Here is a 23,925-nt window from a genome sequence, read left to right as displayed (position 1 = left end):
CCGACATTCGTTGAGAAAAAATCGCTCTAGTGGCCACCCAATACCAAGGTCTGGACGGGCAGCATCAGTGCCTGCATTCGAAGGATCATGGCGTGCACGATCGCGACTGTGTCGACCATGTGCAGGAACATCCATCTCCCCGTGCCGATATCCTTCGCTGCAAGCGCGTCGTGGTTGTTGGTATACGCGTTTGCGATACAGCTGCTGCCCGGCGGAATTCCCGCCAGTTGCCCCGGATAAAGCGCTTCGAGGAAGACCGTGAGCGTGCCTGGCCGTGCAAGTTGCTGCACATCGATCAGCTGGTCCGTCGGCCGAAGCTGTCCCGCCGCAATCACATCCTGAACTTCGGTCACTACCATTGGAATGATCGTAAAGGGCTTCCCGATACATGTTGCTTCGGCAATCATGCCTTTTTTCATCACCTGCGCCTCGATCTGACCAAAACCGGCAATCAGCGCCACGCGTCCAGCCTCCTGGGGGACGAGGATCCCGGCGGGGCGGATCATGGTGTTTACAACGTCGCCGGGCCGCAATGTAAACTGTTGGACCGTTCCGGCCACACCGGCCCGAACCACGGTTTTATCCAGCTCCACCTGTGCCTGCTTAAGGGCCGCTTCTGCACTCGCCTTCTGGGCGGGCAGCAGCGTTGAAAGTTTTGTCTCTATTGTCCGCTTGTTGGCGATAGCGGCGTCGAGCGCTCCCTTTCGGGTGTCAGCCGTGATTTGCAATCGCTCCACCTCCCGAACCGAGACGTCCGCCCTGCGCCGCAAAAGCTCTTGCCTGGTGGCGAGTTCATCCAGAGCCTGCTGGTATGCGCCTTGCGCCTGCTGAATGAGCCCATCCGCCCCCGCCAGTTCCGTTTGCGCCACCGCGGTCTGGGCAACGGTCTCATCGATTTGGCGTTGTGCCGTTTCGTGCGCGGCTTCCTGTTCCGAACTGTCGAGCCGGAAGAGCGGTGCTCCGGCTTCTACCTTTGTATTGATCCCGACGAATACTTCGGCGACACGGCCGGTGGTTTCGGGGAGAATGGTGACTGTCCGGAATATCGCGGTGACGTTCGTCGTCGAAGGATGAAAATAAAAAATGACGGTAATCAACGAAACAGTCAGCAAAAGGCACGCAGTTATGCCCCAGCGCAGCTCATACCACACCGTATAAAGAGTAATCTCCCTGCCGAGACGCCTTCCCTGTCCATAGCGGCGGAAAAGGTAGTCCGGAAAGACTGTGAGCATTGAACAGAGAAGTAGCTCAAACATGACTCAGATACCCCCGCCTGCGGTGTCAGATTTCGGCTCCGGTTCAGGCGGGGAGACGATTGCCTCATCCTCGCCGGTTCTAGCGCGTCCGGAGAGTTTCTCGAGCGACTGTGCAATTGAAATCATCGGCGAGGAGAAATCCGGAAAATCAATCAATGCCAGCAACAGGCCGGCGATCCAGAAGATATGGTTGTGGGTAAACAGGGAAATGAGCGCCAGGACGGCCACAATCTCCATTTGCACCTTTTTCCCCCGATGCGCCATTTGCTCCGGCAGGGCATGCAGTCGGAAATAGAAATTGCCGACGATGAGGATCATTGCCAACAGGAACACGACAACCCCGCTGAACAGCCAGTCGGTTTGACCGGGGGCGGTGATAAAAACCGGCAGATGTTCTATCGCTGCCGGGTGTATTGCGTCGGCCATTTATCCCATTCCCCTCAGTGCTCTATGGTCGCGATCGACCATCATCCCACGCGGCCAAAATACTGTCCGTGCAAGCGCAGCATGCATGTTGACGAATTTCGAAGAAAGTACGTAACAGTAACTATAGAGCCTCGTGCGACAATATTGGTGCAGTTCTGTTTCACGGATGGCGAGACAATCCACGCGGAAGGTGGCGAGGCCGATGCCTTTCCATCGTCCGACGCCGCCTGACAAAGTGGTTGGCCGCCCGCCGGAAACCCGAAGGGCCGGGTGAATTCGGGCCAAATCCATCGGGCTTCGGCTTCGTCCGATGGATAAACATCGGCCTCACCAAACCCCTTGACCTTGTCCGCGAATTCCCTCCGGCAGAACGCATCAATATTATCGCACGAGGCTCTAGAGGGCGTAGCTGTTGGGAGCAGCTGTTGAGCGGCGCGAGGCTGAAAAGCCTCGCGCTATTTTGCTAGTGGGCGGCGGGGGCTTCTTCCGCCACCACTTTACGTTTGCGGCCGAAAGATCGGAGTGCGACGTAGAACACCGGTGTCAGGAACAGGCCGAAGAACGTAACGCCGAGCATGCCCGAAAACACCGCCGTACCGAGCGACTGGCGCATTTCGGCACCTGGTCCCTGTGCGATCATCAGTGGTACAACGCCGAAGATGAAGGCGAAGGCGGTCATCAGGATCGGACGCAGGCGCAGCCGGCTGGCCTCGATGGCAGCTTCGACCGGCGTGGCACCTTCCTCCTGGTGTTGTCGGGCGAATTCAACAATGAGAATCGCGTTCTTCGCCGCCAGGCCAATCAGGACGACGAGCCCAATCTGCGTCAGGATATTGTTGTCCATACCTCGCAGGTGCACGCCGATGAGCGCCGCCAGCACGGCCAATGGTACGATCAGGATGATCGCCAGCGGCAGGACCCAGCTTTCATATTGGGCGGCCAGCGCAAGAAAGACGAAAACAACGGAAAGACCAAAAATCAGTATCGCCGTATTCCCGGTGCTTCTCTCTTGCAATGCAAGCTCGGTCCAGTTGAAGGTTGTGCCGGGTGGCAAGGTCTTCGCCGCAAGCTCTTCCATCTTGTCGAGACCTGTACCGGTAGAAACTCCGGGAGCAGAATTGCCCTGGAGCGGAACCGACACGTACATGTTGTACCGCTGCACGAGCGATGGTCCGGTTGTATCCCTGATTTCGACAAGTGTACCCAGCGGGACGAGCGCGCCAGTCGCCGAGCGAACCTTCAGCGCGAGAATGTCCGCCCGATCCACGCGGAATTGCTGATCGGCCTGCGCGCGTACTTGATAAACACGGCCGTAAGCGTTGAAATCGTTCACATAAGACGTGCCGAGATTGATCGATAGCGCCTCAAAGATGTTCGGAATGGGCACGTTCAATGCCCGAGCCTTGTCGCGATCGATCTCAAGGAAATATTGCGGGCTCGAGGCGGAGAACGTCGTATAGACGCCGGTCAGACCAGGTGTCTGGTTGGCTTCTCCCATCATCTGTTGGGCCAGACCCAGAACGCGGCGCATGTCGGAACTGTCGCGATCGAGGAGCTGCATCTTGAAACCACCGGCGTTGCCGACACCGCGAATCGATGGCGGCGGCACCGCGATGATGAAAGCTTCCTGAATGCTCTGCAGACTTCCATAGATCTGGCCAATGATCGAAGTCGCCGACTGGCCATTCTTGATCCGCTCGTCAAACGGCTGGAACGGCGCGAAAACGACGCCGGCATTCGAAGCATTCGTGAAGGTCGCGCCACTGAAGCCGGCGAAGGCGACGGAGTTTCTGACGCCGGGGATGCCACGGATGATCTTCGAGGCCTCTTGGACCACCGCATCTGTGCGGGCGAGGGAGGCTCCGTCCGGCAGCTGGATAACGACGATGGCATAGCCCTGATCCATCTGGGGAATGAAGCCGCGCGGTACCAGATTCGACATGTACCATGTGGCTCCAAGGAGTCCGACGAACACGAGAAGCGAGGCAAGAAGGCCGATCGTTGATCCCACAAGGTGCCTTACGATCCAGGAATAGCCCGATGCCATTCTATCGAAGCCTCTGTTGAAGCCGTTGGCGAGGCTTCGCCCGAAACGCGCGAGCGGATTGTTGGAAACCGCGTGATCGTGTGGACGCAGGACAATTGCTGCCAGGGCGGGCGAGAGCGTCAGCGAGTTGAGAGCCGAAATAGCTGTTGCCGCAGAAATCGTTACGGCAAACTGCAGGTAGAACTGGCCGGAAATGCCGGGAATGAAAGCCGTTGGTACGAACACTGCAATCAGCACCAGCGAGATGGCGATAACAGCGGTGCCCACTTCATCCATGGTGGTATGCGACGCCTGCTTTGGCGTCATGCCAGATGCCAGGTTTCGTTCCACGTTTTCCACGACGACAATCGCATCATCGACGACGATACCGATGGCCAGAACAAGACCGAACAGGGTCAGCATATTCAGCGAAAAGCCGAATGCCAGAAGAATGGCGAACGTGCCGATCAACGAGACCGGGATGGCAACGATAGGAATGATGGCGGTACGCCACGATTGCAGGAAGACAAGCACGACAAGTGCGACGAGAATCACAGCTTCGAAGATCGTCGTGTAAACATCGTTGATCGACTCAGCGATGAATTCCGTCGGATCATAGACGATGTCGTATTTGAGCCCTGGGGGGAAATCCTTGGCAAGCTCCTGCATTGTGGATTTGATGGTCGCCGCAGCTGCCAGCGCATTGGTGCCGGGCCGGCTGAAAATACCGAGCGCCACGGCGGGACTGCCATCGAGATAGCTGTTGGTCACATAGTCTTTCGCACCAAGTTCAATGCGGGCAACATCCTGCAACTGGACCAGGCGGCCGTCTGCGCCGGTCTTGACGATCACATAGCGAAATTGCCTTGCATCTTCGAACCGGCCCTGCATCGTGACAGTATACTGAAAGGCGTTTGTGCCAGATGTTGGTGGTCCGCCGATGGCGCCGCCATTGACCTGAACATTCTGGTCGCGCAATGCCTGCACGACATCGCCCGACGTCATGCTATAGGCGGCCAGTTTCTGCGGATCGAGCCAGACGCGCATCGAATATTGACGCTCACCGAAAATGGTGATGTCGCCGACGCCGTCGAGCCGCAGCAGCACATCGCGGATGCGGGTGTTGGCATAGTTCGACGCGTAGAGCTGGTCATAGCGGTTATCCGGCGAAAGCACGTGCACGACCATCATCAGGTCAGGCGAGCTTTTCGTCGTGGTTATGCCGTTGCGCTGGACGTCTTCCGGCAGCTGAGGCACAGCGATCGCGACGCGGTTCTGCACAAGGACCTGTGCCTTGTCGAGATCGGTACCGAGCTTGAAGGTGATGGTCAGCGACATCGAGCCGTCGGCTGTCGAATAGGATGACATGTAAAGCATGTCCTCGACGCCGTTGATCTGCTGCTCGATCGGGGTGGCTACAGTATTCGCAATGGTTTCCGCATCGGCGCCCGGATACGACGTGCGCACCACGATGGTCGGCGGAGCGATTTCTGGATATTGGGCGACGGGGAGCTGCGTATAGGCAATGCTGCCGACAAGCAGCAGCACGATCGAAAGGACAGATGCAAAGATCGGCCGATCGATGAAGAAATGCGCAAATCTCATTGACTGGCCTCCGCCGTCTTCGCCTCTGGCGGAAGCTGGACGAGTTCGGGTTTAACCTTGCCGCCGGGACGAACGCGCATCAACCCATTGATGACGATTGTCTCATCACCTGTCAGCCCCTCGCGAATGACGCGGTAGCCATAAAGCTTGGGACCTGGGCGAACGGGTTTGCTCGTGACAGTGCCGTCCTCAGCGACGACAAAGACAACGCGTTCATTCTGGTCCGAGCCGACAGCTTCGTCAGGGACCAAAATTCCCTTATAGGTGTTCGAGGCGGCCACTTCGACGCGGCCGAAAAGCCCCGGCTGGAGAATGAATTTGGGATTGGCGAAGCGAGCGCGAACCCGCATTGTGCCTGTCGCATCATCGAGCCGATTTTCAGCAAAGTCGAGTTTGCCCTTGACCGGCGGTTCGTTGGAGTCTGTGAGTTTGACCGTGACGTCGAGACCGCCACCGCCTTCCTGCAAATTGCTACCACGCTCGCGCGCCGTCCGCGCATAGTTGAGCAGGTTGCGCTCATCGACGTCGAAGTAGAAATCGATCGGGTCAAGCGAGACGATCGTGGTCAGGACTGTGTCATTGGCATTGACCAGATTGCCGACCGAAATCAGCCGGCGATCGATGCGGCCGTCCTGCGGCGCAGTGATCTGCGTATATACAAGATTGAGCTGAGCGTTATCGACAGCCGCCTGAGCGCCGGCCACACTGGCTTGCCCCGCAAGGAAAGCGCGCCGCTGGTCATCGAGCGTCGATACGGACAGCGTGCCGCTGCCGGTGAGCGATTCCGTCCGCTTGTACTGTGCTTCAGCGTAAGTCAGCGTTGTCTTGGCAACTTCGAGCGATGATTGTGCCTGCGCCAGGGCAGTGATATAGGGCCGCTGGTCAATCGTGAAGAGCGGATCGCCTTTCTTTACCAATGCGCCATCGGTGAAGTGAACTGTATCGAGATATCCATCGATGCGCGAACGGACGGCAACCTGATCGACGGCTTCAAATCGTCCGATAAACTCATCGCTGTCAACCACGTCGCGCACGACCGGCTTTGCAACCGTCACAGTCGGGGGAGGAGGTGGAGCCGCGGCTTCCTGGGCGAGGGCTGCCGATGCCGACAAGGTAGCGGCGGTAAAACCAAATTTTAAGGCTGTAAACAACGCGCGTGACAAGGGATAGGCCTCCATGGCAATGAGACTTCCAGCGTGTGGTACGGGGAAAAATGCCAATCTGCTCAATCGATTGAATGGCTCGAAGACAGGTTTCCGCGGACGATCAATCTAATATTGCAAGTCAGTTCACAGAGCTTCTAATACGACGACTTTCGGACAAGGCGTGGTCATAATCGATCTGTTTCAAAACCCCGTGCGGGCAGATTTGCACAGTTCGATTTCGTTGTCACCCTGCAATCGCGGGTGGCAATGGGCTGGTGACAAGCAATTTCATCCCCCGCAAAGGCTCTACCATTGATTTTTATACGTAAGGCAAGTAAAGGGAGCGACCAGTCGGTAAGGGTACTGTTTCTTCCGTAACTTTGTGCCGGATTGTGTGGTACGATCAATGCTACAAAACGAAGTTGAGTTAGAAATAAACCAATAAAATCAACGCGGATGGTAGAGCGTGGCTCACTCCATCCGAACCAGAAGCCACGACGGCATGAGTTTTTCTCCCGCAATTTGGCGAAAGAGCCGGTGACGGCGGGACGAATGTTAAAAAGTGAAGGTTTGGACATGCAGGTTACTGAAACGCTCAATGAAGGGCTGAAGCGCGAGATCAAGGTCGTTGTTCCGGCCAAGGATCTGGAAGCAAAGCTTTCCGAACGCCTACAAGGCGCCAGCGCAAAAGCGCGCATCAATGGTTTCCGTCCAGGTAAAGTGCCTATGGCGCACCTGCGCAAGATGTACGGCAAGTCATTCATGGCTGAAGTCGTCAATGAGATTTTGAGCGATTCTTCACGCACGATCCTTGCTGAACGCAATGAAAAGTCGGCTACCCAGCCTGAGGTCGTCATGACCGAAGACGAGAAGGAAGCTGACAAGGTATTGAGCGGTCAGGCCGATTTCGAATTCTCATTGAATTATGAAGTTCTGCCTGCCATCGAGATCAAGGATACCTCCAAGATCAATGTCACGCGCGAAGTCGTCGATGTCTCCGATGAGGAAGTCGAAGAGCAGGTCAAGCGCGTAGCGAGCTCTGCCCAGACCTTCGAAACGAAGAAGGGCAAAGCTGAAAGCGGCGACCGCATCACGATGGACTACCTCGGCAAGGTCGACGACGTTCCTTTCGATGGTGGCGCGGACAGCGATGCGACGCTGGTTCTCGGTTCCGGCCAGTTCATCCCGGGCTTCGAAGATCAGTTGATCGGCACCAAGGCGGGCGATGAAAAGCAGATCAAGGTCACGTTCCCGGCTGAATACCAGGCAGCCCATCTTGCAGGCAAGGATGCAACCTTCGACGTAACCGTCAAGGAAGTTGCCAAGCCGGGCGAACTCGAAATCAATGACGAGACTGCCAAGAAGCTTGGCATCGAAAGCGCCGATCGCCTGCGTCAGGTCATACGCGAGCAGATCGAAAGCCAGTACGGCAAGTTCACTCGTCAAAAGGTGAAGCGCCAGATACTTGACGCGCTCGACAGCGAATATCAGTTCGAGTCGCCAGAACGTCTGGTCAATGCCGAGTTCAACAACATCTGGGCACAGATCGGCCACGACCTGCAGGAAGCCGGCAAGACCTTCGAAGACGAAGACACGACGGAAGAAGAGGCTCGCGACGAGTACCGCAAGCTGGCTGAACGCCGCGTTCGTCTCGGTCTCGTTCTTTCGGAAATCGGCAACAAGGCCGGTATCGAAGTGACCGAAGACGAGCTGCAGCGTGCCGTCTATGATCAGGTTCGCCAGTATCCCGGTCAGGAACAGCAGATCTATGAATTCTTCCGCAAGACTCCGGAAGCGGTCAACAATCTCCGCGCTCCGCTCTTCGAGGAAAAGGTGGTCGACCATCTTTTGTCGAACATCAACGTCACCGACAAGAAGGTGACCAAGGAAGCGTTGATGGCCGATGACGAGGCTGACGCCAAGTCGGATGAAGCCAAGAAGCCTGCCAAGAAGGCGGCGCCGAAAAAGGCCGCGAAGAAGAAGACAGACGACGAGGCATAAGCCCTCTCCACAGCATCCAAAAAAGGCCGCTTCAAGCGGCCTTTTTTATGTCCGGATAGCGCAGCGTTCATGCATGATACGCGAACGTCTTCATTTGATTCCCGGATCGCACCAGATGACCATTACCGCGTTTGCGCCGTACCAAACTCTTGCCGAGCGTCTTTTGCCCCACACGCTTGATGGCTCAAGCGATGGCTCGCATGATTTTTCACATCTTTTGCGCGTGTGGAAAAACACCCAGGCAATTCAGGCTGTGGAAGGAGGCAATCAGCAAATATTGGTGGCGGCGACGCTTCTGCACGACTGCGTTTCGGTTGAGAAGAACTCGCCGTTTCGTGCGCAGGCTTCAAGATTTGCCGCGGAAAAAGCGTCCGGCGTGCTTGTTGATCTTGGTTGGCCTTCGTCGCAGGTGGCGGCCGCAGCACATGCTATTGAGGCGCACAGTTTCTCGGCCGGTATAAAGCCGACGACGCTGGAAGCGAAAATCGTACAGGACGCGGACAGGCTCGATGCAATTGGCATGGTTGGCGTGGCGCGATGCTTTTACATTGCCGGCAGAATGAGTAGCGGTCTCTACGATCCGGAGGATCCGCAAGCGCTTGACTGTGGCTTTGACGACAAGCGTTTTGCGCTGGACCATTTCCAGACCAAACTTTTCAAATTGGTGGCGGGCTTCAATACCGAAACGGGTGCCAAAATTGCGCAAGCGCGGCAGCAACGGCTTCGCCGGTTCTTTGACGAATTTCTCGAAGAAATTTAAGCCATCTGATCAAGCGGGATTTTGCATCATCATGGCGGCATGGACGATATCGGCATTGTCGGTGGCCATCTTGCCTGATGGCAGTAGCCTGCCGTCCTCAAGGCCAATGCGGCTGTCATAGCCGCGCGCCATCGCTTCTGTGAACATCGGCCATACACTGGCTTCATCGCCATGCAACAGAATTGGAAGCGCAAAATCGGCGTGCTCGAGAACGGATATGATGCCGGTTGCGACGGAGAGACCTTCCTCGGCGTCCTGTTCATTGATTTCGATCAACACGCGCAGGCATCTAGGGGCGGTGGATAAAGCAATAAAGCGTTCCGCGTCGCTCACCGACCACAGGCCGGCTTCGATGCCCATGCCTTTACCCAGGACGAGCGAGATCATTTCCGCTGCGTCCTCCTCAATGAGGTTGATGGAAACGTAATCCGGCAGCACGGTCCATTGCTCAATCGGCCTTTGCCGGGCCTTGCCTCCGGGCGGAATGCGCCAGTGGGTGGATAGTCCAACGGGAACACCGGGGACGCTGGTACGGATTGCCAGAATTGCCTGAGCTACATCATCGGGCTCAAGGCTCTCAGCACCATCCGCACCGCGTGGGTGTACATGAAGTTCCCGTGCGCCAGCAGCAACACTTTGCGCCGCATCATGGGCGAGTTCTGCCGCGGTAAAAGGGACCGCAGGATGAAAGTCGCGGGTTCGTCCGCCGTTCAAACAGGCTTGCAGCATGATTTGCACTCCGATGAGGTCTCGACGGGATTTATCATAGCGGAATTCATACTGACCGCACATTTTGATCGCGTTTGCGGTTGCGTCAGAAAAGTTTGAGGCCCTTCAGGCTGGCATGGCCGTTCTTGCCGATGATGATGTGATCATGCACGACAATACCCATTTGTGCACCGATATTGGCGATCGTCCTCGTCATTTCGATATCGGCTTTTGAGGGGGTAGGGTCACCGGAAGGGTGGTTGTGCGCGAGGATAATGCCACTCGCAGCGAGTTGCAGTGCCCGCGCAATGACCTCGCGCGGATAGACTGGCGTATGGTCCACCGTCCCGACCTGTTGCACTTCATCGGCGATCAAAGCATTTTTCTTGTCCAAAAACAGGATGCGAAATTGTTCGCGCGACTCATATGCCATCGCCGCGACGCAATAATCCATGACCTTGCTCCATGAGCTCAACACTGTCTTTTCGCGAATGTCGCTGCGGATCACACGGTGGGTCAGTGCGGCGACGAGCTTGAGGTCGAAGGTCACGGCCGGACCGCACCCCTTCACTTCGCGCAAAAGATGTTCTGGAGCGCCAAGGACCTCGGCCAGTGATCCGAAGCGAGCCAGGAGGGCCTTGGCCAACGGCTTCGTATCGCCTTGCCTGATCGAGCGGTACAGCAATATTTCCAGCATCTCGTAGTCGGCAAATCCCGCATGCCCGACTTTTTGAAACCGCTGTCTTACCCGCTCGCGATGCCCATGATAATGCGGAAGTTCCTCTTCAGGATCGCTCTTCTGCTCCGCGTTGCGGACGACGCTATCGGCTGCAACGGGTGGTTGTTTGGGAGAGAGTTTTGCGGAGGGCTCGTTGAAGAAGAAAGTCTGTTCCGGCTTTTCTTCGCTCATTGAGCTACCATCCTATTCGAGTTTCAATCCCGGCGCGAACAGGCCGGCAGGAGACAGGGTGAAAACCTCGCAGCCGTCCTTGGTGACACCGACCGTATGCTCATATTGCGCGGTAAGCGAGCGATCGCGCGTAACGGCTGTCCAGCCATCGGCGAGCACTTTCACATGCGGACGGCCGAGATTAATCATCGGCTCGATGGTGAAGATCATGCCCTCGCGCAGTTCGACGCCTTCATTCGGCGTGCCGTAATGCAGAATGTTCGGCGCGTCGTGGAAAAGCCGGCCGACACCATGGCCGCAGAAATCCCGCACGACCGAGCAACGTTCTGATTCCGCGTAGGTCTGTATGGCTGCGCCGATAGCGCCGGTACGCGCGCCGGGACGCACGGCGGCAATGCCGCGCATCAGGCTCTCATGCGTGACTTCCATCAGGCGCTCGGCCGCGCGCTTGATTTCGCCAACCGGGTACATGCGGCTGGAATCGCCATGCCAGCCGTCAAGGATATAGGTCACGTCGATATTGACGATATCGCCTTCTCGCAGCGGCTTGTCGTCGGGGATACCGTGGCAGACCACGTGATTGATCGAGGTACAGCTGGACTTCGTATAACCGCGATAATTGAGCGTGGCTGGCAGAGCGCCATGATCCGAACCAAACTCGAAGACAAAACGATCGATGGTGTTGGTCGTGACACCCGGCGCAACGATAGACGCGAGCTCATCCAGGCAGCGTGCGGTCAACAGGCAGGCCTTGCGCATGGCCTCAAACCCTTCCGGGCCGTGAAGCCTGATCTGCCCGGTATTTTTCAAGGGCGCGCTCTGTGCGTCGAGATAGGTAACCATATTCGTTCCGGTTGGCGTCAATCGATAATTGGCATTGTGCTAATAGCAGTGATACCCGTGGGTGTGATGTGGCATTTTACTGCGTAAGCTTCAACCCCGCGCCGCATCGCCCGTTCGAAGGCTGCTGCATAAACAGGATCGAGATCGCCGCAAATTTTCAAATGTTCGCAGTCTCCGCGCTGGATGACATAGAGCATGATACCACGATGACCGTTTTCAACCATAGTGCCAAGCTCATCCAGATGTTTTGCGCCTCGTGCGGTTGGAGAATCGGGAAATTCTGCAAGTCCGGCCGACCTTGAAAAATGCACGTTCTTGACCTCGACATAGGCGTCAGGACGATTTGGGTCGCGCAAAAGTATATCGATCCGCGAATTCGAGCCGTATTTTTGCTCGCGTCTGAACTCCGCATAGCCGCTCAATGAGGGCAGGAGACCCGACAGGATCGCTTCTTCAGCAATGCGGTTTGGCAGGCCCGTATTGATGCCAACCATGATGCCTTGCGCTTCAACCAGCTGCAAAGTGTGGGGATATTTGCGTTTCAACCCGTTCGAAACCGACAGCCACACCCTGATGCCCGGGTCCGTCAGGCCCAGCATGGAGCCGGTATTGGGAACCGAACTGGTGATCGGATTGCCGTCGTCCAGAATAATGTCAGCGAGAAAACGCTTGTAACGTTGAACCAGCCGGCCGGTGACGAGAGGGGAAGCAAATATCATACGAAGGATTTAGCCGACATGATGGACCGCGACAACATCCTGGCACAGCGTATAAAAAAACCTGCCTCTAAAAGGCAGGTTGAGTTTGCTCTGGGGTGGGAGAATCGGGCCAGCTTGGAGGTCTAACTGGACCCTGCTGCCGCAAATCAATGTGGCAGTACCAAGATAATAGGTCAGCTGCCGATTCGGGTCTCATAACTTTGTCTAACAGGCGGTGACAAAGCTTGAAAGAACCGGGCTGTTCTAATCAGCAAGAGTGTCACATGCTACGCAAAGGGACGAAACTCACCAGGAGGAGACGTGATGAAACTCAAGTTTTTCCTACCGTTTGTTGCTCTCGCTGCACTTGGTTTGACAGCCTGTGACAACAAGCCATCTGAAGGCAATACCACGCCGCCCGCGACGACATCTGAACCCGCAGCACCTGCTCCGGCACCAGCCACACCCGCCCCGGATCCCGCAAAACCAGCGCCTGCCAACTAGGCTGCAGCAAGACAACACCAGACGGCCAGCTCACCCGGAGTTGGCCGTTTTCTGTTGCAGGCAAACATCCCAAGATGAAAGCTCTTGCAGGCAAGCAATTGAATTTTCGAGAGAAAACCTGGTACGCCCAAGGGGAATCGAACCCCTGTTTGCGCCGTGAAAGGGCGCCGTCCTAACCGCTAGACGATGGGCGCCGCTCGGTTAAGCGGCTTATAGTGAAACAGTTTTTGCGCCGCAAGCCCATAAAGCGTTCTTTTTTCGAAAAAGTGAAGTTTATGCCGTCCGTCAACTAGCATTGGTGCTGTGCCACGCTAAGGGGGACAGCATTTTGTGCTGACAACTCAGCCGGCCCTGCGGGAACAGCGCCAGTTCCAATCCCGCGTTGGTCCAATATCGACGTGAACTGATTCGGTGTGACAATAGGTACCAACACCGCCGCGTCCGGGCATCGAGCGGGCAAAATTGGCCAATTCCCACTTGGAAACCCCGGGAATTTGTATGTCTGCTGCAGCGCAAGACATGTGCAGTGATGCCTTCGCGCCGTTGACAAGCCGGTTATAGGGCGGGCTGCGATAGCCCGACGTCACAATTACCGACTTGCCGTATCTGCGTTCGATTGTTTTCAGCATACCAACGAGCTGCGGCTTAAGGCAGGCAACCTGAACGTTTTCGCGCTGAACCTTGAGACCGTTCGGCGCGAGACGTGCGAGGCCCGCGGCCGAGGCAAGAATCACAGGAGCTGCTGCGGCTTCAACATCGTCATCGTCATATAGACTGTCGCGCTGCATGATCTGGATGCCCGCATTGGGCCGCACGCCGGGTAGTGAGGATGATACATATTGTGTCTGGCCGGCAAAGGAGCTGGCGGCGGGGAGCGGCGATGCTGCATGGGACGACGTATCGACTGCGCGCAGTTTGGGTTGCGACTTCGGTTCGATAACGGCGACCAGGCGCTTTCCGGCCGGCTTCGACAGATTATTGGAGAACAGCCGCATTAGCGCGCCATTGTTCTTTGCTGCCGTCGCTGGACGCGTCGTTTCAGGCGCAATGCCTTGCTCCGGGGATGCAGGAGCGTCATCAGCCTTGGCTGCGGACTTGTCAGCTGCGTCAGGTGCCGGAGCCTCGGCAGCTTGCTGCGGTGATTTTTTGGGCTGAACGTCGCCTTCGCCCCGCATCGGATTGCCAAACAGCGATGTCTTGACGGGCGCTGCAGCGGTTGCGGCGCTTGCAACCTGTGTCTCTTCTGTGCTGGCAGGAGTGCTCGAACCAAAAAGTGATGTTTTGACGGGGGGCTGTGTGGGAGTGGCTGTGGCCGCGGTTTGCTGTTCTGAGCCTTTCTGGGCTTCTGCAGTGGTCGTTACCGGCAACGCCTTACCATTCGCAGGTTTGGCGGTTTGATTTATGGCCTGAAGAGCATTTGGCTCAGTGCTTCCGGCCAGAGCCAGTGCTTCGGGGGTTATCGCTTGGGTGCCGCCGGACGGCATTGCGCTCTCAGTTGTGTGTGTTGTGGCATCGCTGGAGGGAGCCAGGGCAGCAGTTGCTCCGGGGCTTGAGACCGTCGAGGTACACGATGTAGCCGCCATGGCGGAAAGCACAATGACGCATGCAACCGTACTCGCCCGAAGGGCATAAACTGAAGCTGGCAGTAATTTCAACGATTCCCCCGTCTCGTCTTTTCCGGCCGTGTAGTGTTCAGTCCGGTCCGCTTTTATAAGAGCAGAAAGCTCGCGAAGTTCTATTGAAGTGCAAATAACACCGGCAGAGAGTCGCCAGAGTTAATGAACTTTTATCATCTGCACAAGGCTTCAAGTATAGGTAGAATGAGGCGAAAACGTGATTGGCCACTTTCTCGCCATTGTCGTTGCGTGTTCTTTAGGGTTTTCCACGGTCACAAATCGAACGATTTAAACACGCACGCGTACATATGTTCCGGGCGCTTCGGCAAGAATTTCCATATGATTTTCACCTGGTTTGCGTGCGGGAACGCGTGCTCCGTCCTGCGCTTCGATCCATTTCTCCCAATGATTCCACCAGGAACCGGGATGTTCTTTCGCCTTTGCCAGCCATTCATCGAATGCGCCGACGGGCTTGCCGCCCGTCCAATATTGATACTTGTTCTTGGCGGGTGGATTGACGACGCCTGCTATGTGACCCGAGCCCGACATGACATAGGTGATATCCCCGCCGAAATAACGGCAGCCCGTGAACACGGAAAGTGCGGGGGCGATATGATCTTCCTTGGCCGCGAGATTGTAGATCGGGATTTTGACATCGGCGAGCGAGAGGTTCTCTCCAGCGAGCTTCATCATGCCGCGAACCAGATTGTTGTCGAGATAGCAATTGCGCAAGTAATAGGAATGGTTCGCCGCGCTCATCCTTGTGGCATCGGCGTTCCAGTAAAGCAGATCGAACGGCACGGGATCACGCCCGCGCATATAGTTGTTGACGACATAGGGCCATATCAGGTCGCCGGAGCGGAGCATGTTGAACGCCGTCGCCATTCGCGTTCCGTCCAGATAGCCTTCCGCCGACATTGCCTTTTCCAGCGCCCGGATTTGATCTTCGTCAACGAAGACCTTGAGATCGCCAGCATGGGTGAAATCCACCTGCGTCGTAAAGAGCGTGGCGCTCTTGATTCGCTCTTCGCCTTCTTTGGCAAAGAGGGCGAGGGCAGCGCTCAAGAGCGTTCCGCCAACACAGTAGCCGATGGCATTCACGGCTTTTTCGCCCGTGGCTTTCTCGACCGTATCGAGCCCAAAACGCAGGCCTTCATTGATATAGGCTGTCCAGTCCTTCATGGCGTGGCGGTGGTCGGGATTGACCCATGAAATCACGAACACGGTATGGCCGTGCTCCACCGCCCATTTGATGAAGGATTTCTCGGGGTTCAGATCGAGAATGTAGAATTTGTTGATCCATGGCGGGCAAATCAGGAGAGGGCGCTTGAATACGTCCTTTGTGGCTGGCTCATACTGAATGATTTCCGCCACTTCACTGCGGGCGATAACCTTGCCTGGAGTGGTTGCAACATTGTCGCCGAGTGCAAATTTCGTAAGGTCTGACTGACGCAGGCGAAGGTCGCCGCCTCCGGCCACAATGTCTTCGGCCAGCATCTTCATGCCGCGAACCAGATTTTCGCCATTGCTGGCGACGGTTTCCTTGTAAAGCTCCGGATTGGTCAGAAGAAAGTTGCTCGGCGATGCCGCCGTTGTGATTTGCTTGACGTAAAATGCCGCCTTGTGCCGCGTATGATCGTCAAGTCCTTCGGCGTTTTCGACAAGATCCCCCGCCCAACGCGCAGTAACAAGATAGGCCTGCTTGAGAAAATCGAAAAAGGCATTCTTGCCCCAGTCTTCATCGGCGAAACGCTTGTCACCCTTGTCGGGCGTGACAATGTCCTCAACCTCTTCACCACTCATGCGGCGAATGGAATTCGACCAGATCACCATATAACTGGAAAAAAGTTTGGTCTGCGCTTCAAGGGCCCGGGCCGGCTCGGAAAGCCAATATTCCGAAACTTTTGAAAGTGTCTTCACCACGTCCGTGACGGGGTCGGCGAGCGTGTCACGCTTCAGGCCTTTTTCGCGCGGTTCGACCCAGGCGGAAGCCGCTTTCCCGGCCTGCTCGATCATATGGGCGACATTGCGCGCAAAGGCTTCCGGATCCTTGACGACATAATTATCAAGGTTCGGGGTCTTGCCGCTCTTATCGCCTTGATTATCCATATAGTCGCTTCCTCCCGTCGATGCGCGATATTGACATCATATCATAAATCGGTGCTATCCCTCTAACGTGCAATTGTTACGGCAATGATGAAATCGTTTTTCGCAGTCAGGACACATAATGAACATTTCGGTCAAAAACATTATGCGCTTCTCTGTTGGCGCCATCCTCATTGCCGGCCTCGGTGCCTGCGCCAGTCCGCCCCCGGCGCCCATGTCCAATTCGCCCCTGACCGGGCCGGTAAATACCGGTGCCTATCCCCATTTTACACCTGATCCGAAAGGCGAGACCACGCAGTTCACTCCGGAAGAAAAGGATGCGCTGCGATCAAGGCTTTCCGTCGCCAAGGCTGGACAAGCCGGCCCGTCCTCGGATCCCGCTGTCGCCGCCCGCAGGCAAGCCGAGATGCAACTCCTGAAAAAACAGCAGGAAGCTGATCTGAAGGAGATTGAAGGGAAGTCGTCCTCGACACCTCAGTGATCTTGCGGCCCGCCAAAACTCGATCGAATCGCGGATAAGTTTGGCAGCCACCTTCTTGTCTAGATGGCAATGCTGCTGTGCGTGGTTCGACAAGCTCACCATGAGGAAGGTAGAGAGTTGCAACCACAATCGCCGCGGTTGCAGAATTTCACTCCGTGTAATCAACCCACTTCCCTCATGGTGAGCTTGTCGAACCACGCACAGCAGCATTGCCATCCGGCAAATCCACGCCCCCAAAACCTGAGCTATCCTTCCAGATACCCGCAATGATTGCTCGACCCCCGTGCTGTTTCGGTGTATAGCGCACGCCCATAACGAACCCTTTTAACCGGACCCAACCCTATGGAAGAATTTCATAAAGTTCGCCGCCTGCCACCTTACGTTTTCGAACAGGTCAATCGCCTGAAGGCAAGCGCGCGAGCGGCGGGTGCGGACATTATCGATCTCGGCATGGGCAATCCGGATCTGCCGACACCGCAGAGTATCGTCGACAAGCTGTGTGAGGCTGTCCAGGATCCGCGCACGCATCGTTATTCGTCGTCAAAGGGCATCCCGGGTTTGCGCCGCGCGCAGGCCGCCTATTACGACCGCCGGTTCGGCGTTAAGCTCAATCCCGACACGCAGGTCGTTGCGACGTTGGGCTCGAAGGAGGGCTTTGCCAATATGGCGCAGGCCATCACCGCTCCCGGCGATGTGGTGCTTTGCCCGGACCCGACCTATCCCATTCATGCTTTCGGCTTCATCATGTCGGGCGGTGTCGTCCGCTCGATCCCGGCACTGCCCGATGACCAATTCATTCCGGCATTGGAGCGCGGTGTCCGCCATTCCATTCCGAAACCTTTGGCGCTGATTCTCAACTATCCGTCCAATCCGACCGCGCATGTTGCGTCGCTGGATTTCTACAAGGATGTGGTGGCGTTTGCCCGCAAGAATGAAATCATCATTCTGTCGGATCTGGCTTACTCGGAAATCTATTTCGACGGTGCGCCACCTCCCTCCATCTTGCAGGTTCCCGGCGCGATTGATGTCGCGGTTGAATTCACCTCCATGTCCAAGACTTTCTCCATGCCCGGATGGCGCATGGGATTTGCGGTGGGCAACGAGCGGCTGATTTCGGCGCTGACGCGTGTCAAATCCTATCTCGACTATGGCGCGTTTACGCCTATCCAGGTTGCTGCCGCCGCTGCCCTCAATGGTGATGGCTCCGATATTGCGGAGGTGCGCAACATCTACAAGCATCGCCGTGATGTGCTGGTGGAGAGCTTTGGCCGTGCTGGCTGGGATATACCCGCACCAGCTGCGACCATGTTCGCCTGGGCACCTATCCCGGAAAAGTTCCGCAGCCTCGGTTCGCTGGAGTTCTCCAAGCTGCTGATCGAACACGCGGACGTCGCGGTCGCGCCTGGCATCGGCTTCGGTGAGCATGGCGATGATTATATCCGCGTCGCGCTTGTTGAAAATGAGCATCGCATTCGTCAGGCCGCCCGCAATCTCAAGCGGTTTCTTTCAACCGCGGAAGAGAAATTGCATAACGTCATTTCGTTGAATGCGCATCGCTGAGCGGCGTTGCCGGCACTGAAATTCGCGGCGCCTCTCGGCGCCGTCTCAATGAAAATTCAGGGAATTGAATAATGAGTGAAGCGCTGCGCGTGGGAATCGCCGGACTGGGTACTGTTGGTGCCTCGGTTTTGAAAATATTGCGTGACAAGGGTGAAATGCTCACTCGCCAGTGCGGCAAGGAAATCATCGTCACCGCCGTATCGGCGCGCGATCCAAAGCGCGATCGCGGCGTCGATTTCTCGTCCGCAACTTGGTTCGATGATCCGGTTGCATTGGCCAAGTCCAACAATATCGATGTCTTTATTGAGCTCATTGGCGGCGATGAAGGACCAGCGCGTGCCTCGGTTGAAGCCGCATTGCGATCCGGTCGGCACGTCGTCACCGCCAACAAGGCCCTCCTTGCCAAGCACGGCGTTTCGCTTGCGAAAATTGCCGAGGACAAAGGTGTTCTCCTGAATTTCGAAGCGGCGGTCGCCGGTGGTATCCCGGTGATCAAGGCCTTACGCGAATCCCTGACCGGCAACACGGTTTCGCGCGTCTACGGCATCATGAACGGCACCTGCAATTATATCCTGACGAGAATGTGGGACGAGGGCATTTCCTTCGAGGATTGCCTGGCCGATGCGCAGCGCCTCGGCTATGCGGAAGCTGATCCGACGTTCGACATCGAAGGCAACGACACCGCACACAAGCTTGCGATCCTGACCAGTCTTGCTTTCGGTACGCAAATTGCGGCCGACGATATCTATCTCGAAGGTATCAGCAATATCTCGCTGGCCGATATCAAGGCGGCCGACGAACTCGGCTATCGCATCAAGCTTTTGGGCGTGGCGCTCAAGACCGAGAGTGGTATCGAACAACGCGTGCATCCAACGATGGTGCCGGTCGAATCGGTCATCGCGCAGGTGCACGGCGTCACCAATGCGGTCGCGATCGAGACCGATCTCCTGGGCGAATTGCTTCTATCGGGTCCTGGGGCAGGCGGTGCGGCAACGGCGTCCGCCGTCATCGGTGACCTCGCCGATATCGCGAAAAGCCGGCCTGGCTTCCAGCATGGGCCCGTGTTTGGAACGCCGGCCAAGGCGCTCGCGCCGTACAAACGGGCCAAGATGCGTGCGCATGAGGGCGGTTACTTTATCCGCCTGACCGTGCACGACCGGGCCGGTGTGTTCGCCGCCATCGCCAAACGCATGGCCGACAATGACATTTCGCTGGAATCGATCGTTCAGCGGCAGAGCGCCACCGACCAGCCGGAAGCGACGAAAACAGTTATTCTCGTGACGCATGAGACGACCGAGGCTGCGGTGAAAAAGGCGCTGGAAGGTATCGTCAAAGACGGGCATGCGACCGACAAACCGCAGATGATCCGCATTGAGCGGGCGGGCTGAACCTGACAGAAACTTCGGCTACAGCGTTTAATCGATTAGCTTTTTCGGCAATGCCGTTTTCTTGTCACGCAGGTCTTGCCGCTGCGTTTCGACTTTGACAAAAGGTTTGCATAGCAATGCTATGGAAGGCCGTATTCATCCGGAATGCGGCATGTCCACACCAACGCAGGGATTACTATGCTGAAAACCAACGACCAGAATGAAGCGGGTCTCGACCGCATTTTGACGCTCGAACTCGTGCGCGTAACCGAGCGGGCGGCTGTTGCTGCAGCCCGTCTGCGCGGACGTGGCGACGAGATGGCGGCGGATCAGGCTGCCGTTGATGCGATGCGCCAGGAACTTAATCGCCTGCCAATCGCAGGTACAGTTGTAATCGGCGAGGGCGAACGTGACGAAGCGCCGATGCTCTACATTGGCGAGGAAGTCGGTACGCGCAATGGACCGGAAGTCGATATCGCGCTCGATCCACTGGAAGGCACGACAATCTGCGCCAAGAACCTGCCCAACTCGCTCGCTGTTATTGCCATTGCCGAAAAGGGTAATCTTCTCTACGCACCCGATGTTTATATGGAAAAGATCGCTGTCGGACCCGGCTATCCCGCCGGTATCATCAATCTCGACGCGCCTGCCATCGAGAACATCATGGCTGTAGCCAAGGCCAAGGGCGTGCCGGTCAATGAAATCACAGCGTGCATCATGGACCGGCCGCGTCATGCGAGGCTGATCGAGGAAGTGCGCGCGACCGGTGCCGCCATCCGCCTGATCGGCGATGGCGACGTGGCCGGCGTCATCCACACGACAGACCCTGATGAAACCGGCATCGATATCTATATCGGCATCGGTGGTGCGCCGGAGGGCGTGCTTGCGGCTGCTGCCTTGCGTTGCATCGGTGGTCAGATGCAGGGGCGCCTGCAGTTGAACAGCGATGACAAGATCGCCCGAGCCGCCAAGATGGGCATCAGCGACCCCAAGAAGATCTACACAATGGAAGAGATGGCCAAGGGTGACGTGCTGTTTGCCGCAACGGGTGTTACCGACGGCAATATGTTGTCCGGTGTGAAATTCGCCCGGGATTACATTCAGACCCACACCGTGGTCATGCGTTCCCATTCGCAGACGGTCCGCGAAATCAAGGCGAAGCATCAGGATATGGCGAAGTTCCAGTAGGAACACCGTTCCGACCGCCTCGACTGCCGGTTCGAAAGAGCCGGCAGTTTTATTTTAAGCCTGTTTACTGACAAATGTCTCTGTACCCTATTGGAACGACAGTATTTTTGCTATTTTGCTCTGAGAGGAATTCATTCGGGCGGGACAACCATGAATATCCAGCACAGAATAGCCGGTTGCGCGTTGTTGATGGCCGTGGGCTCGACACAGTTCTCGACACTCTATGCACAGGAAGCCGATCCTGACCTTATTCAAGGTTATCGTTCTGGGGATATTCTGATCAGTCTGCCTGACACATCCGGCCCGTTCACCGTAATCAGCCGCACCAGCGATCCACAGAATTTCAGTGCGACAATCGAATATGGCGGGCTGGATGCGCGTGCCATCGTATCGATCAATGGTGTAAGGGCCAGCAATGTGCCTGGTATCTATCCGGTCAGGGACGGACCGGACGATCCCGTGGTGCGCAGCCTTCTCGATCAGGCTTTTCAATATCATAGCACCCAACCCGGCCAGATTGCGCAGCGGACGAACGTTAGCTATGGCAACCGGGCCATGGCCTGTGTCAGTTCCGACGATCCGCAGAAAAAGGATGATTTTTTGGTCTGCGCTACGGGTGTTCTTGGCCGCTATCTGCTTATCCAACCCGTGATAAACTACAGGCTGAGTTCCAAGGAACTCGTCGACCGCCAGCTTACGGACTTCGCGTCGTCTGTCGCCTCCACCGTGAGCTCCCTCGCGCTGCCACCCGGGAACTGAGTAAGAAGCAGTAAAAGCCATTGGATAGGCCTTTCGAAGCATTGCATTCATTGCCGCCGAGTGATTAACCGGAGCGATGGTTCCTGAACGGCTTTTCCTCGGCGTTGAACAATCGGCAACCGGTCTGAAATGGATCGACCGGCTGGGGCAACGCGAAGCCAATATCGCGCTGGCGATGGCGCAAAACCACGGTTTTCCGGACTTGGTGACGCGGGTTTTGGCGGGCCGGGGCGTCGGGTTGGATGAGGCGGTTGCCTTCATGGAGCCGACGATCAAGAGCCTCATGCCTGATCCTGCTTCGCTGACCGACATGAACAAGGCCGCCGAGCGCATCGCCAGAGCGATCGCAGCCCGTGAGAAAATCGCGATTTTTGGTGATTATGACGTGGATGGCGCCTGTTCTTCGGCGATCCTGTCGCGTTTTCTCACCCATTATGGCATTGCCAACCGGATTTACATCCCGGACCGGATTTTCGAAGGTTACGGCCCCAATCCCGCCGCCATGCAGGAACTGGCGGAGCAGGCGTCGCTGATCGTCACCGTGGATTGCGGCACCAACAGTGCGGCGGCAATCACGGCGGCCAAGGACGCCGGTGCCGATGTGGTGGTGCTCGATCACCATCAGGTTGGCGGCGAACTACCCGCCGCGGCCCATGCGGTGGTCAATCCCAATCGCGAGGACGATTTGTCGGGGCAGGGCCATCTTTGCGCTGCTGGGGTGGTTTTCCTGACACTGGTGCAGACGTTGCGGGTGCTGCGCGAGCAGCACGTCAACCTCGGCGTTCTCGGCCCGGATCTTTTGTCGCTGCTTGATCTCGTGGCGCTTGCCACGGTGTGCGATGTGGTGCCGCTGAAGGAGCTCAACCGCGCTTTCGTGGTCAAAGGCATACTCGTTGCGCGTGCCCAGCAGAATGCTGGCCTCGCGGCGCTGGCACGGGTGTCGCGCATTGGCGAGCCGCTAAATGCCTTTCATTTCGCATACTTAGTGGGTCCCCGGATAAATGCAGGCGGGAGGATCGGTGATGCCGGGCTGGGTGCAAGGCTGCTGACGCTCGACGATCCGAACGAAGCGATGCGTATTGCCGAGGAACTCGACCGCCTGAACCAGGAGCGCCAGGCGATGGAAACCATCATGCTGGAACAGGCAGAGGCCGAGGCGATGGTCGAGCTCTCCGCTGGGTCCGGACCGGCGGTTCTGGTCACCGCCAGCGATGACTGGCACCCCGGGATCGTGGGGCTGATCGCGGCACGGCTGAAAGAGCGGACGCGGCGACCGGCCTTCGCGATCGCGTTCAACGCCAATGGGACGGGGAGCGGTTCGGGCCGGTCGATCAACGGTTTCGACCTTGGAAAACTGGTGCGAAACGCCGTCGAACAGGGGCTCTTGGTCAAAGGCGGTGGTCATGCGATGGCGGCCGGAATCACCGTGGAACGCAGTAAAATGGCGGCTTTACGGGCGTTTTTCGAGGAAAGCGCCGGCGAAATGGTCGGCCAATTGCGTGGCAACGCGTCGCTTGCCATCGATGGCGCGCTGAGCGCTGCCGGGGCGACCGTGCCGCTCTACGAGACCATGGAGAGGGCGGGTCCCTTTGGCTCCGGACACCCCCAACCCGTGCTGGTTTTGCCGCATCACAGGCTGGTTGATGCAAGGACGGTCGGAACGAGCCATGTCAAGGCGACGCTGGAAGGTGCGGACGGCAAACGCATCAACGCGATAGCGTTTCGGGCGGTTGGAAGTGCGCTCGGAGACTTTCTTTTCAAGCAGTTAGGTCAGTCGCTGCATGTGGCGGGGAACCTTGCGCTCAATCACTGGAACGGCTCGACCACGACGCAGTTTCGCATCCTCGACGCCGCAAAAGCCGTGTGAGATCACGAAATTCTTGTGTGAGTTCCAATTATTCTTGCGTGAGAATCGACGATTCTTGCATAAGAATCGGCGAGACTTATCCTCATTTCCCGCAGATTC

20 protein-coding genes and 1 tRNA gene are annotated in these 23,925 nt (G+C 56.9%); 9 read left to right on the top strand and 12 right to left on the bottom strand.

Annotated features, from left to right (window positions below):
- Positions 1 to 26: 26 nt before the first annotated feature.
- The 5 genes from LB462_RS08500 to LB462_RS08480 all read right to left on the bottom strand — a co-directional run bounded on the left by LB462_RS08500 (position 27) and on the right by LB462_RS08480 (position 7,036).
- Positions 27 to 1,256, bottom strand: coding sequence for an HlyD family secretion protein (locus LB462_RS08500; RefSeq protein ID WP_224506895.1), 1,230 nt, complete (start codon positions 1,254 to 1,256; stop codon positions 27 to 29).
- Positions 1,257 to 1,259: 3 nt separating this feature from the next.
- On the bottom strand, positions 1,260 to 1,682 hold the full coding sequence (locus LB462_RS08495; protein ID WP_224506893.1) for a hypothetical protein: 423 nt from the start codon (positions 1,680 to 1,682) through the stop codon (positions 1,260 to 1,262).
- A gap of 463 nt (positions 1,683 to 2,145) precedes the next feature.
- Positions 2,146 to 5,313 (bottom strand): efflux RND transporter permease subunit, encoded by a 3,168-nt coding sequence (locus tag LB462_RS08490; protein ID WP_224506891.1) that lies wholly within the window; start codon positions 5,311 to 5,313, stop codon positions 2,146 to 2,148.
- A complete protein-coding gene (locus tag LB462_RS08485; protein WP_224506889.1) occupies positions 5,310 to 6,491 on the bottom strand; it encodes an efflux RND transporter periplasmic adaptor subunit in 1,182 nt (393 codons plus the stop codon). Before LB462_RS08485 ends, LB462_RS08490 begins: the two co-directional genes overlap by 4 nt.
- Before the next feature lie 152 nt (positions 6,492 to 6,643).
- Positions 6,644 to 7,036, bottom strand: coding sequence for a hypothetical protein (locus tag LB462_RS08480; RefSeq protein ID WP_224506887.1), 393 nt, complete (start codon positions 7,034 to 7,036; stop codon positions 6,644 to 6,646).
- Between LB462_RS08480 and tig the strand changes: the two genes are divergently transcribed.
- Both tig and LB462_RS08470 read left to right on the top strand, forming a co-directional pair.
- On the top strand, positions 7,035 to 8,459 hold the full coding sequence (tig, locus tag LB462_RS08475) for a trigger factor (RefSeq protein ID WP_224506886.1): 1,425 nt from the start codon (positions 7,035 to 7,037) through the stop codon (positions 8,457 to 8,459). The two genes, LB462_RS08480 and tig, sit on opposite strands and share 2 nt — an antisense overlap.
- A gap of 115 nt (positions 8,460 to 8,574) precedes the next feature.
- A complete protein-coding gene (locus LB462_RS08470; RefSeq protein WP_224506883.1) occupies positions 8,575 to 9,219 on the top strand; it encodes an HD domain-containing protein in 645 nt (214 codons plus the stop codon).
- Between the two features lie 9 nt (positions 9,220 to 9,228).
- On the opposite strand, the gene LB462_RS08465 is transcribed toward LB462_RS08470, so the two are convergent.
- The 4 genes from LB462_RS08465 to sfsA all read right to left on the bottom strand — a co-directional run bounded on the left by LB462_RS08465 (position 9,229) and on the right by sfsA (position 12,399).
- Complete coding sequence (locus tag LB462_RS08465) at positions 9,229 to 9,948, bottom strand: 3-keto-5-aminohexanoate cleavage protein (RefSeq protein ID WP_224506881.1); 720 nt, start codon at positions 9,946 to 9,948, stop codon at positions 9,229 to 9,231.
- 85 nt (positions 9,949 to 10,033) lie between these two features.
- Positions 10,034 to 10,837 carry a RadC family protein gene (gene radC / locus LB462_RS08460; RefSeq protein ID WP_224506879.1) on the bottom strand — a complete coding sequence of 268 codons (804 nt, stop codon included), beginning with the start codon at positions 10,835 to 10,837 and terminating at the stop codon, positions 10,034 to 10,036.
- A 12-nt stretch (positions 10,838 to 10,849) separates the two neighbouring features.
- Positions 10,850 to 11,680, bottom strand: coding sequence for a type I methionyl aminopeptidase (map, locus tag LB462_RS08455; protein ID WP_224506877.1), 831 nt, complete (start codon positions 11,678 to 11,680; stop codon positions 10,850 to 10,852).
- Between the two features lie 17 nt (positions 11,681 to 11,697).
- Positions 11,698 to 12,399, bottom strand: a complete 702-nt coding sequence (gene sfsA, locus LB462_RS08450; protein ID WP_224506875.1) for a DNA/RNA nuclease SfsA — start codon at positions 12,397 to 12,399, stop codon at positions 11,698 to 11,700.
- Positions 12,400 to 12,702: 303 nt separating this feature from the next.
- On the opposite strand from sfsA, the gene LB462_RS08445 reads away from it, so the two are divergent.
- Complete coding sequence (locus LB462_RS08445; protein ID WP_112530434.1) at positions 12,703 to 12,882, top strand: hypothetical protein; 180 nt, start codon at positions 12,703 to 12,705, stop codon at positions 12,880 to 12,882.
- A gap of 119 nt (positions 12,883 to 13,001) precedes the next feature.
- Here the strand turns inward: LB462_RS08445 and LB462_RS08440 are convergent.
- The 3 genes from LB462_RS08440 to phaC all read right to left on the bottom strand — a co-directional run bounded on the left by LB462_RS08440 (position 13,002) and on the right by phaC (position 16,607).
- Positions 13,002 to 13,076 (bottom strand) — tRNA-Glu (locus tag LB462_RS08440).
- A gap of 147 nt (positions 13,077 to 13,223) precedes the next feature.
- Positions 13,224 to 14,537 (bottom strand): YcbK family protein, encoded by a 1,314-nt coding sequence (locus tag LB462_RS08435; RefSeq protein WP_224506874.1) that lies wholly within the window; start codon positions 14,535 to 14,537, stop codon positions 13,224 to 13,226.
- A gap of 249 nt (positions 14,538 to 14,786) precedes the next feature.
- Complete coding sequence (gene phaC, locus LB462_RS08430) at positions 14,787 to 16,607, bottom strand: class I poly(R)-hydroxyalkanoic acid synthase (RefSeq protein WP_224506871.1); 1,821 nt, start codon at positions 16,605 to 16,607, stop codon at positions 14,787 to 14,789.
- Between the two features lie 118 nt (positions 16,608 to 16,725).
- Here phaC and LB462_RS08425 point away from each other — a divergent pair, with 118 nt between their 5' ends.
- The 6 genes from LB462_RS08425 to recJ all read left to right on the top strand — a co-directional run bounded on the left by LB462_RS08425 (position 16,726) and on the right by recJ (position 23,826).
- Positions 16,726 to 17,085, top strand: a complete 360-nt coding sequence (locus LB462_RS08425) for a hypothetical protein (RefSeq protein WP_224506869.1) — start codon at positions 16,726 to 16,728, stop codon at positions 17,083 to 17,085.
- 342 nt (positions 17,086 to 17,427) lie between these two features.
- Entirely contained in the window at positions 17,428 to 18,645 is a 1,218-nt protein-coding gene (locus tag LB462_RS08420; protein WP_224506867.1) for an LL-diaminopimelate aminotransferase, read from the top strand.
- A 71-nt stretch (positions 18,646 to 18,716) separates the two neighbouring features.
- A complete protein-coding gene (locus LB462_RS08415) occupies positions 18,717 to 20,033 on the top strand; it encodes a homoserine dehydrogenase (RefSeq protein ID WP_224506865.1) in 1,317 nt (438 codons plus the stop codon).
- A 177-nt stretch (positions 20,034 to 20,210) separates the two neighbouring features.
- The gene (gene glpX / locus LB462_RS08410; protein ID WP_224506863.1) at positions 20,211 to 21,200 is read left to right on the top strand and encodes a class II fructose-bisphosphatase; all 990 of its coding nucleotides are present in this window, start codon (positions 20,211 to 20,213) and stop codon (positions 21,198 to 21,200) included.
- Positions 21,201 to 21,350: 150 nt separating this feature from the next.
- Positions 21,351 to 21,959: a hypothetical protein gene (locus LB462_RS08405; protein WP_224506861.1), complete on the top strand. Its 609-nt coding sequence runs from the start codon at positions 21,351 to 21,353 to the stop codon at positions 21,957 to 21,959.
- 76 nt (positions 21,960 to 22,035) lie between these two features.
- On the top strand, positions 22,036 to 23,826 hold the full coding sequence (gene recJ, locus LB462_RS08400) for a single-stranded-DNA-specific exonuclease RecJ (protein WP_224506860.1): 1,791 nt from the start codon (positions 22,036 to 22,038) through the stop codon (positions 23,824 to 23,826).
- Positions 23,827 to 23,925 lie beyond the last annotated feature (99 nt).

Origin of the sequence: Phyllobacterium chamaecytisi, from assembly GCF_020164455.1 — a bacterium.
Lineage (GTDB): Bacteria > Pseudomonadota > Alphaproteobacteria > Rhizobiales > Rhizobiaceae > Phyllobacterium > Phyllobacterium chamaecytisi.
This window is presented reverse-complemented; position numbering and strand designations above follow the sequence as displayed.

Coding starts and splice junctions, on each gene's coding strand:
- LB462_RS08500 (WP_224506895.1), bottom strand. CDS start 1,256: ATGTTTGAGCTACTTCTCTGTTCAATGCTCACAGTCTTTCCGGACTAC.
- LB462_RS08495 (WP_224506893.1), bottom strand. CDS start 1,682: ATGGCCGACGCAATACACCCGGCAGCGATAGAACATCTGCCGGTTTTT.
- LB462_RS08490 (WP_224506891.1), bottom strand. CDS start 5,313: ATGAGATTTGCGCATTTCTTCATCGATCGGCCGATCTTTGCATCTGTC.
- LB462_RS08485 (WP_224506889.1), bottom strand. CDS start 6,491: ATGGAGGCCTATCCCTTGTCACGCGCGTTGTTTACAGCCTTAAAATTT.
- tig (WP_224506886.1), top strand. CDS start 7,035: ATGCAGGTTACTGAAACGCTCAATGAAGGGCTGAAGCGCGAGATCAAG.
- LB462_RS08480 (WP_224506887.1), bottom strand. CDS start 7,036: ATGTCCAAACCTTCACTTTTTAACATTCGTCCCGCCGTCACCGGCTCT.
- LB462_RS08470 (WP_224506883.1), top strand. CDS start 8,575: ATGACCATTACCGCGTTTGCGCCGTACCAAACTCTTGCCGAGCGTCTT.
- LB462_RS08465 (WP_224506881.1), bottom strand. CDS start 9,948: ATGCTGCAAGCCTGTTTGAACGGCGGACGAACCCGCGACTTTCATCCT.
- radC (WP_224506879.1), bottom strand. CDS start 10,837: ATGAGCGAAGAAAAGCCGGAACAGACTTTCTTCTTCAACGAGCCCTCC.
- map (WP_224506877.1), bottom strand. CDS start 11,680: ATGGTTACCTATCTCGACGCACAGAGCGCGCCCTTGAAAAATACCGGG.
- sfsA (WP_224506875.1), bottom strand. CDS start 12,399: ATGATATTTGCTTCCCCTCTCGTCACCGGCCGGCTGGTTCAACGTTAC.
- LB462_RS08445 (WP_112530434.1), top strand. CDS start 12,703: ATGAAACTCAAGTTTTTCCTACCGTTTGTTGCTCTCGCTGCACTTGGT.
- phaC (WP_224506871.1), bottom strand. CDS start 16,607: ATGGATAATCAAGGCGATAAGAGCGGCAAGACCCCGAACCTTGATAAT.
- LB462_RS08425 (WP_224506869.1), top strand. CDS start 16,726: ATGAACATTTCGGTCAAAAACATTATGCGCTTCTCTGTTGGCGCCATC.
- LB462_RS08420 (WP_224506867.1), top strand. CDS start 17,428: ATGGAAGAATTTCATAAAGTTCGCCGCCTGCCACCTTACGTTTTCGAA.
- LB462_RS08415 (WP_224506865.1), top strand. CDS start 18,717: ATGAGTGAAGCGCTGCGCGTGGGAATCGCCGGACTGGGTACTGTTGGT.
- glpX (WP_224506863.1), top strand. CDS start 20,211: ATGCTGAAAACCAACGACCAGAATGAAGCGGGTCTCGACCGCATTTTG.
- LB462_RS08405 (WP_224506861.1), top strand. CDS start 21,351: ATGAATATCCAGCACAGAATAGCCGGTTGCGCGTTGTTGATGGCCGTG.
- recJ (WP_224506860.1), top strand. CDS start 22,036: ATGGTTCCTGAACGGCTTTTCCTCGGCGTTGAACAATCGGCAACCGGT.